Here is a 17235-nt window from a genome sequence, read left to right on the forward strand (position 1 = left end):
GTTCATTAAGAAAAGACTTGTTCGTTTTATCTCAAGTTTAGCTATTTCTTCTGCCCTTGCTTCCATATTATATATGTTTCTGTTTTTATTTAAATGATGGGTCACTTCGAGTTGTCCAAAAAGGTGGACAACTTTTTTGTTGTGTAGGCTTTTATGAAGTCAGGACAACCTATGCCTGATTCAGTCAGAAAAATTCAATCGGTCAAGAAATAGTCAAAAACAGTCATAGCTAATTGAGTAGAAGAAAACCTTTACATATAATGAGAAAAGTAGACAAATTCTTGAATTACCAGCATATTTCCTTTTGTATGAACTATTATTAAACCAAATGCAAATCTAATTGTTCGTTCAAAAAACTTTATTTTGTAATTAAAAAAATGAATGTTTTTGATTTTTTATGATTGATTTTGAATGTAAACCGTGATAAAGTAAGTACATGAAATAAATGAAAACGCTTTTTTGAAAAAGGAGCTAGAACATGTTAACGCCGGAGAGACATCAACTAATCTTAAAACTTTTAAAAGAGAAAGAACTTGTAAAAGTGCAAGAGTTTATCGAAGTTACAGGCGCTTCGGAATCCACCATTAGAAGAGACTTAAGTCAACTAGAAGAAGAGCAAATGCTCAAACGTGTTCACGGTGGCGCTTCGCTTATTCGCAGTAAACGAATCGAACTGAGCGTTATCGAAAAATCTGCTAAAAATGTTCAAGATAAACGAAACATTGCAGAGTATGCGGCTTCCATTATAAATGAAGGTGACTGTATTTTTTTAGATGCAGGAACTACAACGTATGAAATGATTCCTTTTTTAAAGCAAAAAGATGTAGTTGTCGTGACAAATGGTTTAATGCATTTAAACCCGATGCTAGAACAAGGCATCACCCTCTATTTAATTGGGGGATCTGTTAAACATAAAACGGGCGCTTTAATTGGCAATGGAGCTCTTTTAAGTCTTGAGCAATATCGTTTTGATAAGTGCTTTATGGGAGCGAATGGGATTCATCATCAATATGGATATACAACTCCTGATCCAGAAGAAGCATTGATCAAGCAAACGGCAATGAAGCTGTCTAGGGAATCTTATATTTTATCAGATTCCACTAAGTTTTTTGAAACAAGCTTTGCGAAAATAGCCGATTTACATGAAGCAAAAATTATAACAAATGACGTACCTAGCGATGTACTTATACAGTATGCAAACAAAACAGACATAAAGGTTGTGAAATCATGATTTATACATGTACGTTGAACCCATCCGTTGATTACGTAGTACATGTTTCAGCATTCGAAGAAGGCGGGCTTAACCGCACAACGAATGAAGCCAAGTTTCCAGGAGGAAAAGGCATTAACGTCTCTCGCGTTTTAAAGCGATTAGGTGTTGATAATAAAGCCCTCGGTTTTGTAGCCGGCTTTACAGGAACCTATATCGAAGACTACTTAAAAGCGGAGAATATCGAAACAGCTTTTACAAGAGTTGAGGGAGACACCCGTATTAACGTAAAGTTAAAAACAGAAAAAGAAACAGAAATTAACGGTCAAGGACCTGCTATTACAGACGAAGCGCTTCAGTCTTTGTTGACTCAAGTAAAGCAAATGACTGAAGGCGATATCTTCGTATTAGCGGGGAGTATACCGAAAACGCTTCCAAGTTCTGTGTATAAAACGCTAACTGAACTAGCAGCAGCGAACGGAGTAAAAGTTGTAGTAGATGCAAGTGGAAAAACTTTGCTAGACGTCGTGTCCCACAAGCCGTTTTTTATCAAACCGAATCATCATGAACTTGCAGAATTGTTTGATGCAGAAGTAAACAGTGCAGAAGATGCGCTAGTATACGGTAAGAAGCTCGTGGAACAAGGAGCGCAAAACGTCGTTGTGTCTATGGCAGGTGATGGAGCACTTCTTATTAACGAAAGCGGTGTCTACAGTGCCACAGTCCCTAAAGGAACGGTAAAAAATTCTGTTGGAGCTGGAGATTCACTTGTAGCTGGATTTATTGCTTCTTATGTAAAACAAGGGGATTTATTAGAAGCTTTTCAAACAGGAGTAGCTTCAGGAAGTGCCACAGCATTCTCACTTGAATTATGTACAGCAGAAGATGTAAAGACGCTTCGTGAACAAGTGTCAATCACAAAGGTAGAGTAGGGGGAAACGAGAATGAGAATTACTGAATTATTAAAAAAAGATACAATCATTCTTGATTTAAAAAGCACGTCAAAAGCTGATGTTATTGATGAATTAGTTGGAAAATTAGACGAAGCTGGTCGCTTAAGCGACCGAGCTGGCTATAAAGAAGCAATTTTAAATCGTGAATCTCAAAGTACAACCGGAATTGGAGAAGGCATTGCCATTCCGCATGCGAAAACAAGCTCGGTAAAAACACCGGCCATTGCATTTGGACGCTCAACAGAAGGTATCGATTATGAATCATTAGACGGACAGCCTGCACACTTATTCTTCATGATTGCAGCGAGTGAAGGAGCGAATAATGCTCACTTAGAAACACTATCTCGTTTGTCTACGTTATTAATGGACGAATCGTTCCGAAAAACGTTGCTAACAGCATCATCAATCGATGAAGTCATTAAAGCAATTGATGATAAGGAAACTGAAAATGAAGCGCCGGAAGAGGAAGTAGATACAGCTTCAGATCAATTAGTGCTTGCTGTAACGGCTTGTCCAACGGGAATTGCCCACACATATATGGCAGCGGACAGCTTAAAAGCAAAAGCGAAAGACATGAATGTCACGCTCAAAGTTGAAACAAACGGTTCCAGCGGGGTTAAAAACGCGTTGACAAAGGAAGAAATTGAAAACGCTACCGCTATTATAGTTGCAGCGGACAAGCAAGTAGAAATGGAACGTTTTGCAGGTAAAAAAGTCATTCAAGTTCCAGTAGCTGAAGGAATTCGCAAGCCTGAAGAATTAATTAACCGCGCGTTAAAAGGAGATGCTCCTGTATACAGCGGCGGCGGTGGCAGCAAAGAAGGCGGAGAAAGTAAAGGATCAGAGCGTACAGGGTTTTACAAGCACCTAATGAGCGGTGTATCCGCAATGCTTCCGTTTGTTGTAGGGGGCGGGATCTTAATTGCCATTTCATTTATGTTTGGCATTCACTCAGCAGAGCCGAAAGATCCAACGTATAATGCATTTGCAGCGGCATTAAAAACTATTGGTGGAGATAATGCATTCTTCTTACTAGTACCAGTACTAGCAGGGTTCATTGCAATGAGTATTGCTGATCGTCCTGGTTTAGCTCCAGGTATGGTGGCAGGTCTTCTAGCAGCTTCTGGCGGAGGCGGTTTCTTAGGCGGTTTAATCGCTGGTTTCTTAGCGGGTTATGTAGTAGTGGGGTTAAAGAAATTATTCAGCGGTTTACCGCAAGCGCTTGATGGAATTAAGCCAGTTCTTCTTTATCCGCTATTTGGGATTTTTATCTCAGGATTGATTATGCTTTATGTTGTAAATGAGCCAGTTAGTGCAATTAACAAAGGATTAACGCACTGGTTAAGTGGATTTGGTACAGGTAACTTAGTATTATTAGGTATTATCTTAGGCGGTATGATGGCGATTGATATGGGTGGTCCTATTAATAAAGCAGCCTTTACATTTGGTATTGCAATGATTGATGCTGGAAACTATGCACCACACGCAGCGATTATGGCAGGCGGTATGGTTCCACCATTAGGTATGGCTATTGCGACAACTTTGTTCAAAAACAAATTTACTCTCCAAGAACGTGAAACAGGTAAAACGTGTTATGTAATGGGTCTTTCATTTATTACAGAAGGTGCGATTCCATTCGCAGCAGCTGACCCAGGCCGTGTTATTCCCGCATCGGTTATCGGTGCTGCAGTAGCAGGTGCTTTAACAATGATGTTCCACATCGGTTTACCAGCACCACACGGCGGCGTATTCGTTATCGGAATTGTACAAGGAAATCCTCTTTTATATGCACTAGCAATTTTAATTGGTGCAATTGTGACAGCGGTCCTTGTAGGTGTATTAAAAAAGCCAAAAGCAGAATAACAAATAAAGACTGATTTTACATGATGTAAAATCAGTCTTTTTGTATTTTTGTGGTAGACATTTGTTCTTTATGAGAGTACAATTACGGTAGTATTCCTTTAATTTTTAGAAAAGTTAGATAGATAAGCTTTTCTACTTGATAAAATATGGTACAATAATCGAATATTAAAAACAAAGTAAGGAAGTGTCTCAAACATGAAGGTTGCGAAGTTTGGAGGGAGTTCAGTTGCAAGCGCAGAGAAATTTAAACAGGTTGCGCATATTGTAACGTCTGATAAAGAGAGAAAGCTGGTGGTTGTATCAGCTCCGGGCAAGCGATACGGAGAAGATACAAAAATGACAGATTTGCTAATCGCACTTTCTGCCAAAATACAGCTTGGAGAAGATTACGTCGATGAGTTTGGGCAAGTAATTGATCGCTATCGTGAAATCGTTGTGGACTTGTCTATGCCAGAAACGATTATTACTGACATTATTACGAATTTACAATCACTTATTGATTTACATAAAAACGATCCATTTCGCTTATTAGACTGCCTAAAAGCAAGTGGAGAAGATAATAACGCAAAGGTAATGGCTTCTTATTTAAACCATTTAGGTTTTGAAGCTCATTATGTAAATCCAAAAGAAGCAGGTATTTTTGTTTCTGATGAACCCGGAAGAGCAAGAGTGCTTCCACTGTCTTATGAAAAATTACCGCAGCTAAGAGAGCGTTCGGGCATTTTGGTGATTCCAGGATTCTTTGGCTACTCTGAAGAAGGGAACATGGTTACGTTCTCGCGCGGTGGGTCAGATATCACAGGCTCAATTGTAGCAGCGGGAGTAAAAGCTGATTTGTATGAAAACTTTACCGACGTAGATGCTATTTATAGCGTAGATCCAAGACTTGTGGAAAAGCCTCATGAAATGAAAGAAGTAACATACAGAGAAATGCGTGAACTATCCTATGCAGGTTTTTCTGTCTTCCATGATGAAGCGCTAGAGCCGGTTTATAAACTAGGCATTCCTGTATGTGTAAAGAATACAAATAATCCTGAAGCAAAGGGTACATTCATTGTAGCTGAGCGTCCTCACGGCGATACGCCGGTAGTTGGAATCGCTGGGGATAAAGGTTTTTGCAACATCCACGTGAGCAAATACTTATTAAACCGTGAAATTGGTTTTGGCAGAAGATTGCTTGAAATTTTAGAGGATGAAGGTATTTCATACGAACATACCCCTTCAGGAATTGATAATATCTCTGTCATCATGCGCGAGCATCAGCTTACGCCAGATGTGGAAAAGCGTGTATTTGCTCGAATTGAAAAAGAACTTGAAGTGGATGAAATCTTTATTGAACGTGATCTTGCTATGGTTATGGTAGTAGGAGAAGGAATGAATAGCACAGTAGGAATTGCTGCAAAAGCTACAGAAGCTTTTGCTCGTGCTGAAGTGAATCTTGAAATGATCAACCAAGGTTCTTCTGAGGTGAGCATGATGTTTGGTGTGAAAGCAGATGCTTTAGACCGTGCTGTTCAAGCTCTTTACAATACGTATTTTAACAGCATGTACAGTATTTCTTATTCGAATGTAAAATAAACAAGACGAAAAACCCCGCTTTCTTTTTAGAGAGTGGGGTTTTCTAGTGAAGGCGTATAAAAATCAAATTTGTGGACATAAAGGGAAGGAAGAGTGAAGTCAAAGGAGGAAATACAGTGAAGAAACGACCCTTTTTCATATTCTTTTCCCTTATAGGTATTAGCGTACTTTCAGCATGCCACAATGATGATGCAGCACCGGCAAAAGAAGCTCAAAATAAACAAGGCGTGACGAATGGCGGAACGCCGATGAGCTATGATAATCAAAGCGAAAACACATCTTTTAACTTTTCAAAATTTGATTTAGAAGTAGACTATAAGGGGCTCAACAATGATTATGAAGCTGACTATGAAAATGAAAATGATGAGATAGAAGCCAAAGTGGATGATAATATTAACGATGAGCACTTGAACGGAGACAAAGCTTTTAATAAATTATCTTCAAAATTTAAAAAGTTAAATTTTGATCAGCGCACGCCCGATGAAGATGTAAAAAAGGAAGTAATCGATGCGTTTGGTCTAAAAAAAGATTTTCAGTCGTTTGAATTAGAAGTTCGTTTTTCAAACGGAACGGAAAAAGAATACAACTTTAAACAAAAGTAAGACGTTAAAGTAAAGTATTTTAGTTGAAGGGAAATCCGAACGATGAATCGAGGTTCTTCATTAAGAATCCAACTCGTTCGGATTTTTTCATTGGTAAGGTGAACGTATGTCTCAATCTTATTTTTGATGTCTAAAAAAAGGAAAATAGTGAAAGGATGGTGATAAATAAGAAAAAGGAGGAATCACGGATGCAAAAGTTGATAATGAACGGATGCGTAGTCTTTGTTCTGTTATTGTTAGGAGCATGCAGCATGGTAAAAGAGCAAAATAACGCTCATGAAAACCACCTGAAAACAGAGGAAGCGAAAGAAACAAGCGAAGTATCGGTAGAACCTGTTAAAGTGGATTTAACGAATACATCGGGCAAAAAAGTAGGAGAGGCTACCCTGTCAGAAGCAAAGAACGGCGTGCACATTAAATTAACTGCTCAAGGTCTTTCACCGGGAAGACATGGATTTCATATTCATGAAATAGGAAAATGTGAGGTGCCGGATTTTAAAACAGCGGGTGCCCATTTTAATCCTTTTAAACGTGAACACGGCTTTAAAAATACAAAAGGCCCGCATGCAGGTGATTTGCCCAATCTAGAAGTTGCTCCAAATGGCAAAGTAGACACAGGAATTTTTGCTTCTCTTGTCACGCTGCAAGAAGGAAAGCCGAATTCTCTTTTGGATATGGATGGATCGGCATTAGTGATACATGATAAAGTCGACGATTACACAACGGATCCTTCAGGAAACTCAGGAGATCGGATTGTTTGTGGAGTGATTACAAAATAAGCCAAAAAGCTGTGAAATCATTCACGGCTTTTTTATTTCAGTAACGAGCCGCTTCTAAATTGCGGTGAGCTTCTTTTTTTGCACAATAGAAGAAAGAGCTAAAGAAGGTGAAAACATGCATAAGCAAGTTGTCGTAATAGGTGGGTTAACAGCGGGAGCGCTTTTAGCTAAACATGACTATGAAGTGACGGTTTTAGAAGCTTCTCGAGAATGGGGAGGCTGTGCAGGGAAATTTCAGCGCCATTTGTATACGTTTCCTGTTGGAGCGACGCTTGGAATGGGATTTGAGCACGGAGGGATACATGAGCGAATCGGCATGTACCTTGGCCTAGAAATTGAAAAGGTTTCTCTTGAGAAAATCATGAAAGTTCATCTTCCTCATCGTACACTGATTTATTATCAAGACCGGTATCAGCATATTTCCTATCTTCAAAAACAATTTCCTCATAAAGCAAAAAATATTAGGAGCTTTTATGAGAATGTTTTTAGAATTGCAAAAGAAATTCGCAAGCTTATGCAGTCTCTGCCGGTCCTTCCTCCTCTGACAGTCGGTGAGTGGAGCAGGCTGGTAAGTTCGTTGAATTTTGGTTCTGTGAAGCTGTTGCCTTATTTTTATCAATCGTTTAGTTATTTACTGAAAAAACACAGCTTGCTAGACGAAGCGGACTTTCTTCATTTTGTTGATGGTCAATTAATAGACAGCATGCAGACAACGAGTGAGAACTGTTCAATGCTTATTGGATGTTTAGCGTTGGATATTTATCACGAAGGAGCTTTTTATGTGAATGGCGGCTTATACAAAGTCGCAGAAGCGCTGCAAAAATCGATTAAAGTCAACGGAGGAAAAACGACTCTAGGAAGGAAAGTAGTAAAGATAGAGCGTGATAATGACGGGTGGATAGTGCATGATCATAGAGGTAACCGTTACCGTGCATCAGACGTTGTATGCAACGCCCCTGTTCAAAGCTTAAAGTCTTTGCTGCATGATGAAGATTACCAACATGTTCATAAGCGCGCAAAAGAAAAAAGTGAGCTTCCGCAGTGGGGAACGTTTTCGATGTATTTTGCGATTGATGAAAGAGATCTGCCGCAAAAGGTAGAGTTGTTTCAGCAAGTACTTCAATCCGAACGAGGAGAAATGACGGAAGGAAATCATTTATTTATCTCAGTCTCTCATCCTGACGATCGTTTTCGTGCGCCTGAAGGCAAGCGTACAATTACAGCATCTACTCACATTGACCTTAGCGAGTGGAGTACCAAAGAAACCTATGATCTTCAAAAACAAGTTCTTGAGAAAAAAATGATAGCAGGCATTAAAACAATTATTCCTAGCATTGAAAAAGCAGAGCATCAAATTTCAGGGGCTCCTAAAGCGTGGGAAAGATTTACTTCTCGTCCAAACGGCGGAGTGGGAGGATTTCCGCAAACGTTAGAGCATGCCTTGTTTAACAGTATTTCGCATCGATCTGGCTTACAAGGACTGTGGTTATGCGGAGATACAGTGTTTCCGGGAGCAGGAACTATAGGCGTATCGGTAAGCGGCTATCATGTGTTTCAAAGTATAACGTCTCACCGCCATACGTTACCTTAACATTGCTTACATACAAACTACTATTGTTCATACCATTAAAAACACCGGCCCCATTACCATAGGGCCGGTGTTTTCAGGAGAGAAACAGCTTCCACCACTTCCGTTTTCGCTTCATATCAGCAGCGGCGGTTTGTCTAAAGGTTTGGACAAAATCACTAAACATCTCTTCGCGTTCAGCTACGCTTTGACGATGAAGCTTACGTTCTTTCTCCATTTCTTTTAAATAATAGACTCGTTCCTCATTCATTGAATCAATTAAATCACGAAGCTCTTCTGTTGTATTAGTTGAAGAATTGTTTAATTTTTCAACCATAAATTTTACTTGATTCATCGCAACGGTGGAGTTGCTTGAGAATCGGTCTAATAAATACTGCATTTCTTTAGAGGATTCATCCGCATTCTCCATGACATCTTTCATGAACAGGCGCATATCCTCGGTTTTCTCTTCAGCGATTGTTGAATAATCTTCAATCAAAGAAGTGACTTCATCAAACGATTTTTCGTTAGAACGGATAATTTTTTTAGACATATTTTCTACATCTCTTGCGCTGCGTTCTGAAGACTCAGAGATGTATGCCCCGACCGACTCCACCATTTCTACAGTTTGGGTAGCACTTTTTTCAAGCTCTCTTTTTACTTCTCCGACAATTTCTTCGCGAACTTCATTTCGCATACCTTCTCGCATTTCTTTTAACAAATCAGCTTTAAATGTATCAAGTACCTCAAACACATCTTCATAGCGGCGAACAGCTTCTACTAATTCCCCTTGAAGCAGTTCTTTTTCATTCACAACAAGGTCGTTTGGTTTTGGCTCTTCAATAGAAGCAGAAATAGCCTGCTTTTCTTCTTCAGTAGCTAATCGTGCTTCAGGTATAGGAGGGGTCTTCTCTTGCTTATTTTCTGAAATGCTTTCCTGCTTTTCAGCAGTTTTTTTCTTTTCGTGCTTCATTTGTTTATTGGAATGTTCTTGAAAATCAATGACGTTTTCTTTTTTAGCAGTTTTCAGCTGTGCCGGTTCTTCTTCTTTTGAAACCGCTGCCTCTGATTCCATCACTAAATGCTCCTGTTCTTCTTGTTCCTTTATCAGCAGCTGAACGTATTCTTTGACTTCATCTAACGTACATTGTTCATCAAACAGCTGTTTAATATCATTAAATAATTCAATTTGTTCCTCTGTATAGACACGGGCCCCATCTACTCGTTCAATTGTTAAATAGCTGCCCAATAATTTTTCCCATTGTTTTAGCGTTTTCTTTTCTACCTCTAATTGATCACTTACTTTTTTAATTGTATATGTCTCCATCATTTTTCATTTCCTCCCTTATCTATTTTCATCCAACTATGTAATGGATTATTTGTTGTATGTTGTATTCACCATATCTTCACTTGTTTTCCTGCTAGGTGACAAAGGTTGTCAAAACTAGACGACATTAGCCTTCTATGTAAAGAAAACGCATATTTTGTAAAAAAATGTACAGAATGCGCAAATGGAAAAAATGGAAAACACAAAAGAAAAGGAGAGTATAGAAAACAGTTGACGGGAAAAAATGAATCCTATAAGATAAGTTTAAATGTTTAAGTTCTTGAACATATAAACATAAGGAGTGAACACTATGTCACAGCATTATGCGCTCATCACCGGTGCGTCGGGAGGAATAGGTAAAGAGTTAGCTTAGCAATTCGCAAAGGATGGGCATCCTGTAATTTTAGTTGCCAGAAGCGCTGATAAACTAACAGCTATTGGAGAGAATTTAAAATCTACTTATAATATTGACGTAGTAACGGTTTTTAAGGATTTATCAAGAGAAGAAGAGATACAGTCATTATATGAAGAACTTAAAAATAAAAAAATGCACGTTGATTATTTAGTGAACAATGCTGGTTTTGGACTATACGGCAAATTTATTGAAACAGCTTTAGAGGAAGAGTTAAACATGATTGATTTAAATATTCGAGCATTAACTCATTTAACAAAATTATTTTTACCGGATATGGTCAAAAGAAATCGCGGAAAAATTTTAAACATTGCATCTGTTGCTGCATTTATGCCAGGTCCACTTATGACGGTATATTACGCAACGAAAGCGTACGTGTTATCTTTCACAGAGGCTCTTGAAAATGAATTAAGAGGTACCAATGTAACGGTAAGTGCTCTATGCCCGGGTACAACTAAAACTGGTTTTAGCGACCGAGCCCAGCTAAGCAACTCCAAGCTTTTTCAAAGCGGTGCAATGGATGTAGAAACAGTAACGAAAGTTGGCTATAAAAAATTTATGAAAGGGCAGACGGTTATCGTACCAGGAGTACAGTTTCGTCTTGCTACGTTCATCCCGCGCTTCGTGCCAAGAAAGTGGCTTACATCCGTTGTCCGAAGAACACAAGAAATTAAATAAAGGAGAATCTATATGAGTGAAAAAGCAGTCGAGTTATTTCGTGCCAGCATTCCTATTTTTCAGGCTCTAAGTGATTCAGCAAGACAAGATATTATTTTGCTGCTCGCCGAAAAAGAGCCTTTAACCGTTAATGAAATTGCAAACGAGTCTACTCTATCACGACCGGCAATTTCTCATCATTTAAAAATTTTACGCGATCAAAAGCTTGTGCAAATTGAGCAAAAAGGGACGCAGAGATATTATTCACTAGCTTTAAGTGAGGCAGTTGAGCTATTAAAAAGATTGCTTGCTACAGTTGAAGCCGAATGTTTATAGGGAGATGAATGAGATGAACCACGAGCGATTCTATATCACAGATGAAACGGTCATTGAACATATTGTCTCTACACAAAAGCAGTATTTCCATGTGCAAAAGACAAAGAGTATCAACAGCCGTATTCAAGCGCTGAATAAGCTAAGAGACGCAGTCAAACAAAACGAGCAGAGAATTATGGATGCTTTAAAACAAGATTTAAATAAATCTGAAGTAGAGGCCTACACGTCGGAAATTGGGATTTTACTAGAGGAAATTCGATTTACGCTTAAACATTTAGCAAAATGGATGAAGCCTAAAAAAGTAAAAACCGCTTTAACACACCTGGGATCTAAAGGGAAAACTGTTCCTGAACCGTATGGAGTCGCGTTAATTATTGCTCCGTGGAACTATCCATTTCAATTAGCACTGTCTCCTTTAGTAGGAGCGATTGCCGCTGGAAACACGGCGATTATAAAACCTTCTGAATTAACGCCTAGCGTATCTCGCGTTATACAAGAATTACTAGCTGAGGCTTTTGATCCAGCATTTGTGACGGTGATTGAAGGCGCTGTAGACACAACAAGCCTGCTTTTAAAACAGCCGCTTGATTATATTTTCTTTACGGGAAGTGTAAATGTAGGGAAAATTATTATGCAAGAAGCAGGGAAGCAGCTTATTCCAGTCACGCTTGAGCTAGGCGGGAAAAGTCCGTGCATTGTACATGAAGATGCAAATCTAGATCTTGCAGCAAAACGAATTATGTTTGGCAAAGGAATGAATGCAGGGCAAACGTGCGTTGCTCCTGATTATTTGCTCGTCCATAAAAAAGTGAAAGCGCAGCTGGTAGAGAAACTTTCCGAAGCGATTTCTCAATTTTACGGTAGTAATCCGCTTGAAAGCGACCGCTACGGCCGTATTGTCAGTGAGCGCCATTTTACTCGGCTAGTTGAGTTTTTAAAAGACGGAAATGCTATAGTTGGAGGCGGGTACAATAAAAACACGCTAACAATAGAACCTACGGTGTTAAGTGAAGTAAGCTGGACATCAGATGTCATGCAAGAAGAAATCTTTGGGCCTATTCTTCCTATGATTGAATATGAAACACTAGACGAAGTCATTCATAAAGTTCAAGAAAAAGCTAAGCCGTTAGCTCTTTACTTATTTACAGAAAGTGAAGATGTGCAAAACATCATAACGGAGCGTCTTTCATTTGGAGGAGGCTGTATAAACGATACGCTTATGCATATCGCTACGCCATATTTGCCGTTTGGCGGAGTGGGAGAAAGCGGCACGGGTCAATATCATGGAAAAGACAGCTTTCAGACATTTACTCATTTTAAAAGCATGCTGTCTCAAACAACCAAGTTTGATTTGTCATTCCGCTATCCTTCGGAAAAACAAAACTTGAAAATGATCAAAAAATTATTGAAATAAAAGAGCCTCCTGATAGGAGGCTTTTTCGTTATTTTGAAAGGGAAAGCTGAGAAAGCGGCCATTTTTCTTGGGTATATGCCATTTCCCAAAATAAATACTCGAGTTCACAGCTTTTGATGAAGTGATCTTTCATACGGTTACGTTCTTCTTCAGTCGCTTGTTCGGCGAGTTCATCAAGCTTGTTACAAAACCATTGTGTTGTGCCATTCATTTCTTCATTATTATAAAACTGAATCCATTCATAAAAAGGATGAGAAGGAGATGGATTTACTTGTTCTGTAATGCGCTGGCCAATTTCAACGTACGTCCATGGACATGGAAGAAGTACTGCAATAATTTCCGCTAAGCTGCCTGTATGCGCAACACTTGTCATATGGTTAATGTAGTGGCTGGCCGTCGGTGAAAGCGCCTCAGTGTGAAGGTCTTCATAACGTACGCCGGCTACTTCACAAAAATTATTGTGAGGGTGTACTTCACTATGTAATACCGTAGAAATGCCGGCATTAAAGGCCTCCATTTCGGTACGCGTGCGGCATTTCGTTAAAGCAGCGCCGTAAATGCGAACAAATGCTGTTAAGTATTCGTAATCTTGAGAAACGTAATGAATAAGCGCTTCTTTTGGCACGTTTCCTTCAGCAATTCCTTTAATAAAAGGATGGTTAAAAATGGCTTCGTAAATATAGTTTGCTTCTTGTCTTAATTGAGATGAAAATGACATCAAAATCCTCCTTTAATTATGAGGAAGTCACAAACAAGCACATAAAGGAAATAAAAAACACTCCGTTTATAAACGGAGTGGCAAAGAACAGTAAAAAACTGAACATTGCCACTTTCCTACGCTGGTATGAGCCAGATCAGGTTCAAAGGGATCAAGAAAACTTGTCTCAGCCGGTGGGCACCCCTAGTGGACTTCCTATTAATCTATGTTTAACTTACCATATATTCTGAAAAATAGAAAGCGTTATAGGAAAATGTGCGCTAACCGTTTTTATTTCTTAAAGAGGAAGCTTCTTAGAGCTATTTTTAATCATTTTTGTTTAAAAACGCATATTTTTAGGGAAGAAGAGGTATTAATGAAGGGAAGAGCCGTTTTCGTCTCCGAAACATTCCCATATAAATAGAAGAAAGGAGAGAACAAAATGGCGAAATTTCGTTTGTATGCTGTATTAAATACAGTAGGCTTGGCTATTACACTGCTTGTGAATTATTTAGCAAATGCCATTCCAATAGGAGGCAAAACAACGGCAGAGGCTTCTGCGCAAGTTCCTACGTTGTTTACACCAGCGGGTTATGCCTTTGCTATCTGGGGCGTTATTTATTTGTTATTAACCTTTTGGGTTATACGCCAATTTTTTGCAAGAGAAGATCAAAAGGAAATATATGCACGTATCGGCATTTGGTTTTTTCTAAACTGTTTGTTAAATAGTGCGTGGATCTTTATTTTCCAAAACGATTACTATAAGTTATCCCTTTTAGTTATGCTCTTTATTTTAGGCACATTAATGATTGTATATTCCATTATTCAGAATTCTCGGATGACGACATGGTTTATGCGTCTGCCGATTTCGCTTTATCTTGGATGGATTTCTGTTGCGACTATTGTCAATATGTTTGTCGTATTTCAAGCAAATGGAATACAGCACTTGCTTGGCCTAAACGAGTTAGCATGGACGATTATTATGCTGCTGGTAGGAGCTGCGCTGGGCATTATGTTTACATTAAAAAACCGAGACGCTGTTTATCCGCTTGTTTTTATTTGGGCTTATATTGCCATTGCAGTGAAGCAAAGTGGAAATCAGCCAATTGTCATTACTGTCATCATTTCGGTTGTTTTATTAGCAATTGCCATTATTGTGGGACTGATTAAACGCTATAGACGTTTTTAAAAAGAAGCTCTAGCTTTTGTAAGCTAGAGCTTTTTATGATGCTCTTTTGATTGTAAAAAAGCAGCTGTAAAAGCAATTAAGCTAATTAAAATACCAAAAGGAACAACAATTGGTACGAATGATAAAATAAATGTCATAAGTGTAACCTCCATGTTGCATCGGTGCATAATGAAAAATTCAACTTTTTTAAATTGAAGTTCCGCTATTATAGTATGCTAGGCTTTATGTTTGGAGCCTATATGTTTAGAAATAAACGAAAAAGGCAACATACGTTACATACAGGTTATATAGGAGGAGTTAAAATGGAAACATATTTAGTTGCTTACACAGATAAAGATGATATGGAGTATAAACAAGTGACGTGCGAGAGTTATGAGGATGCAGAGCGTACGGTCCTTCGTTTAGAGAGAGAAGGGCATATGCATATTGAAGAAATTTCAAATCAAGAAGCCTACCGTGGAGATGAATCATCGTATAGAGAATAAATTTTGAATAGAAACACCAACCTTAAAATGAAGAAGCAGCTGCTTCTTCATTTTTTCTATTCTATATAGATATCGTTTTATAGAAAAAAGTAAAACGGGAATGATTTTCTTCTGCATTTATGGTACAGTACTAATCAGGTGAGTTTTGAGTTTAGAAGAGGAGAGAGTAACATTATATGAGTAAAGGAAATCAGTGGTCTTCACGCCTCGGTTTTATTTTAGCATCTGCTGGGGCAGCAATTGGTCTAGGAGCGATATGGAAGTTTCCATACGTAACGGGAACCAGTGGCGGTGGAGCGTTTTTTGCGTTGTTTATTTTATTTACGATTTTTATTGGATTGCCGCTTCTGTTGGCAGAATTTATCATTGGAAGACATACGGGAAAAGAAGCGATTAGTGCTTATAAGGCAATTGCTCCAAAATCCGCTTGGGTATGGATTGGCAGGCTGGGAGTACTAAGCTGTGTCGTTTTGCTTTCCTTTTACAGCGTCGTTGGCGGCTGGGTGATTTTATATACGATTATGAGCGTAACCGGTATGCTAAACGGAAAAGAGTACGGCCCGTTGTTCAATGCCGTCATTAGCCAACCTTATGTAGTATTAGGTGCACAGGCGCTGTTTTTATTAATTACAGTGTTTGTTATTTCAAAAGGCGTACAAAAAGGAATAGAGCGTGCTAATAAATACATGATGCCGCTGTTATTTATCTGTTTTATCATTATCGTGGTGCGTTCTTTAACATTAGACGGAGCAATGGACGGAGTAAAGTTCTTTTTAAAACCGGATTTTTCAGCCATTACAGGGTCATCTGTTCTCTATGCGCTCGGTCAGTCGTTTTTCTCGCTTTGCGTGGGATTATCCTGCATGGTGACATATAGCTCTTATTTAGGGAAAAAAGTAAGCTTGACGCGTTCAGCTGGCACCATTGCTATTTTGAACTTGTTTGTTTCCCTGCTGGCGGGCTTGGCTATTTTTCCAGCCGTTTTTTCATTTGGATTAAAGCCAACTGAAGGACCTGGACTTTTGTTTGTGGTCTTGCCAACAGTATTTGAGAAAATGCCGTTTGGTACCGTCTTTTTAGCACTGTTTTTAATTTTATTTCTATTTGCTACGCTTACGTCTGCTTTCTCACTGCTGGAAATTATCGTAGCTGCTTTAACCAAAGACGATCAGACAAAACGAACTCGCTACGCTTCTTTATCAGGGATTCTTGTGTTTGTGGTAGGTATCCCATCAGCGCTTTCGTTTGGTGTACTAAAACATGTCTCACTTTTTGGCAGAAGTATATTTGACGTAGCTGACTTTTTTGTGAGCAACTTAATGCTGCCTCTTGGAAGTTTAGCCATTGCGATTTTTGTGACATTTAAAATGAAAAAAGAAGCCGTGTATGAAGAGTTTATTTCAGGAAGTACAAAAGGCGCTAAATTATTCAACGCATGGTTCTTTCTAGTTAAATACGTATTGCCTATTATTATTATAGCTGTTCTATTAAGCTTACTTGTTGCATATTAAAAAAAGCACTCATCTGAGTGCTTTTTTTTGTTTATTTTGCAAAAACGTGATTTCCAATCGTAATCGTAACCTGTTTTTGACGAAGCCATTGGTCGCTTGTTTTATCTGGATTAAAGAAGAATAACGAACCTTTTCCTTGACCTCTAAAAGCTAGTGCTTCATTTACAGCTTTTTTTGCTTCAGCATCCGCTGCTTTATTAATTTCACCGTTTTGTACAGGTGTAAACTGTGTACCTTGATAAATGACATCATGAATAGAGTTTGGGAAAGAATCGCTATCCACGCGGTTTAAGACAACTGTTGCTACAGCCACTTTGCCAGCGTAAGGTTCGTCTTTTGCTTCAGCTTGTACAAGGCGAGCTAACAATTCTTTATCACTTTCGCTAATAGAGTTAGGGATTGTTAATGTTTCATTTGCATTAATAGAGTCGGTAGATTTGTGATTCGCTTTTTTCAACTGTTTAACCGTAACGCCGTATTCAGCGCCAATCTTGTAAAGAGTCTCTCCGGCTTTTACGCGATGGGTTGTTTCAGCGGCATTTGCCCCGTGACTCATGCCGAACATAGGAACTGCTAGTGCTCCAATAATTGCTAGTTTCTTAAACATAAAGTAAGTACCTCCTGAAATCCTTTTGAACGCCCCTTTTATCACGGA

15 protein-coding genes, 1 pseudogene and 1 riboswitch are annotated in these 17235 nt (G+C 38.8%); of the genes and pseudogenes, 13 read left to right on the forward strand and 3 right to left on the reverse strand.

Features of this window, described 5'->3' with window-relative positions:
• The first annotated feature begins 478 nt into the window (after positions 1-478).
• From Q5794_RS11275 to Q5794_RS11305, 7 genes are all read left to right on the forward strand, one after another.
• Positions 479-1231 (forward strand): DeoR/GlpR family DNA-binding transcription regulator, encoded by a 753-nt coding sequence (locus Q5794_RS11275; protein ID WP_013056834.1) that lies wholly within the window; start codon positions 479-481, stop codon positions 1229-1231.
• Positions 1228-2142 (forward strand): 1-phosphofructokinase, encoded by a 915-nt coding sequence (gene pfkB / locus Q5794_RS11280; protein WP_192997304.1) that lies wholly within the window; start codon positions 1228-1230, stop codon positions 2140-2142. The genes Q5794_RS11275 and pfkB overlap by 4 nt, the downstream gene beginning before the upstream one ends.
• Positions 2143-2154: 12 nt before the next feature.
• Positions 2155-4026 carry a PTS fructose transporter subunit IIABC gene (locus tag Q5794_RS11285; protein WP_214987112.1) on the forward strand — a complete coding sequence of 624 codons (1872 nt, stop codon included), beginning with the start codon at positions 2155-2157 and terminating at the stop codon, positions 4024-4026.
• Positions 4027-4221: 195 nt separating this feature from the next.
• Positions 4222-5604: an aspartate kinase gene (locus Q5794_RS11290; RefSeq protein ID WP_016763932.1), complete on the forward strand. Its 1383-nt coding sequence runs from the start codon at positions 4222-4224 to the stop codon at positions 5602-5604.
• Positions 5605-5720: 116 nt separating this feature from the next.
• Positions 5721-6206: a YusW family protein gene (locus Q5794_RS11295; protein ID WP_013056838.1), complete on the forward strand. Its 486-nt coding sequence runs from the start codon at positions 5721-5723 to the stop codon at positions 6204-6206.
• A 188-nt stretch (positions 6207-6394) separates the two neighbouring features.
• Complete coding sequence (locus Q5794_RS11300) at positions 6395-6985, forward strand: superoxide dismutase family protein (RefSeq protein WP_214987111.1); 591 nt, start codon at positions 6395-6397, stop codon at positions 6983-6985.
• Between the two features lie 115 nt (positions 6986-7100).
• Positions 7101-8576 (forward strand): NAD(P)/FAD-dependent oxidoreductase, encoded by a 1476-nt coding sequence (locus tag Q5794_RS11305; RefSeq protein ID WP_214987110.1) that lies wholly within the window; start codon positions 7101-7103, stop codon positions 8574-8576.
• A 73-nt stretch (positions 8577-8649) separates the two neighbouring features.
• Here Q5794_RS11305 and Q5794_RS11310 read toward each other — a convergent pair whose 3' ends face one another.
• Positions 8650-9882, reverse strand: a complete 1233-nt coding sequence (locus Q5794_RS11310) for a helix-turn-helix domain-containing protein (protein ID WP_214987109.1) — start codon at positions 9880-9882, stop codon at positions 8650-8652.
• A 307-nt stretch (positions 9883-10189) separates the two neighbouring features.
• On the opposite strand from Q5794_RS11310, the pseudogene Q5794_RS11315 reads away from it, so the two are divergent.
• The 3 genes and pseudogenes from Q5794_RS11315 to Q5794_RS11325 all read left to right on the forward strand — a co-directional run bounded on the left by Q5794_RS11315 (position 10190) and on the right by Q5794_RS11325 (position 12698).
• Positions 10190-10969: pseudogene (locus tag Q5794_RS11315) on the forward strand (SDR family NAD(P)-dependent oxidoreductase).
• A gap of 12 nt (positions 10970-10981) precedes the next feature.
• Positions 10982-11284, forward strand: coding sequence for a helix-turn-helix transcriptional regulator (locus Q5794_RS11320; RefSeq protein ID WP_192997310.1), 303 nt, complete (start codon positions 10982-10984; stop codon positions 11282-11284).
• Positions 11285-11297: 13 nt separating this feature from the next.
• Positions 11298-12698 (forward strand): aldehyde dehydrogenase, encoded by a 1401-nt coding sequence (locus Q5794_RS11325; protein WP_374989104.1) that lies wholly within the window; start codon positions 11298-11300, stop codon positions 12696-12698.
• Positions 12699-12726: 28 nt separating this feature from the next.
• Here Q5794_RS11325 and tenA read toward each other — a convergent pair whose 3' ends face one another.
• The gene (gene tenA / locus Q5794_RS11330; RefSeq protein WP_192997312.1) at positions 12727-13416 is read right to left on the reverse strand and encodes a thiaminase II; all 690 of its coding nucleotides are present in this window, start codon (positions 13414-13416) and stop codon (positions 12727-12729) included.
• Positions 13417-13512: 96 nt separating this feature from the next.
• Positions 13513-13611: riboswitch (TPP riboswitch) on the reverse strand.
• 226 nt (positions 13612-13837) lie between these two features.
• On the opposite strand from tenA, the gene Q5794_RS11335 reads away from it, so the two are divergent.
• From Q5794_RS11335 to Q5794_RS11345, 3 genes are all read left to right on the forward strand, one after another.
• Entirely contained in the window at positions 13838-14584 is a 747-nt protein-coding gene (locus tag Q5794_RS11335) for a TspO/MBR family protein (RefSeq protein WP_374989105.1), read from the forward strand.
• 302 nt (positions 14585-14886) lie between these two features.
• On the forward strand, positions 14887-15069 hold the full coding sequence (locus tag Q5794_RS11340) for a hypothetical protein (RefSeq protein ID WP_013056847.1): 183 nt from the start codon (positions 14887-14889) through the stop codon (positions 15067-15069).
• Positions 15070-15245: 176 nt separating this feature from the next.
• Entirely contained in the window at positions 15246-16580 is a 1335-nt protein-coding gene (locus Q5794_RS11345; protein WP_214987105.1) for a sodium-dependent transporter, read from the forward strand.
• 31 nt (positions 16581-16611) lie between these two features.
• Here the strand turns inward: Q5794_RS11345 and Q5794_RS11350 are convergent, their stop codons facing one another.
• Positions 16612-17187, reverse strand: a complete 576-nt coding sequence (locus Q5794_RS11350) for a cell wall hydrolase (protein WP_374989106.1) — start codon at positions 17185-17187, stop codon at positions 16612-16614.
• Positions 17188-17235 lie beyond the last annotated feature (48 nt).

The sequence above is a fragment of the Priestia megaterium genome, assembly GCF_041941685.1.
GTDB lineage: Bacteria > Bacillota > Bacilli > Bacillales > Bacillaceae_H > Priestia > Priestia megaterium_C.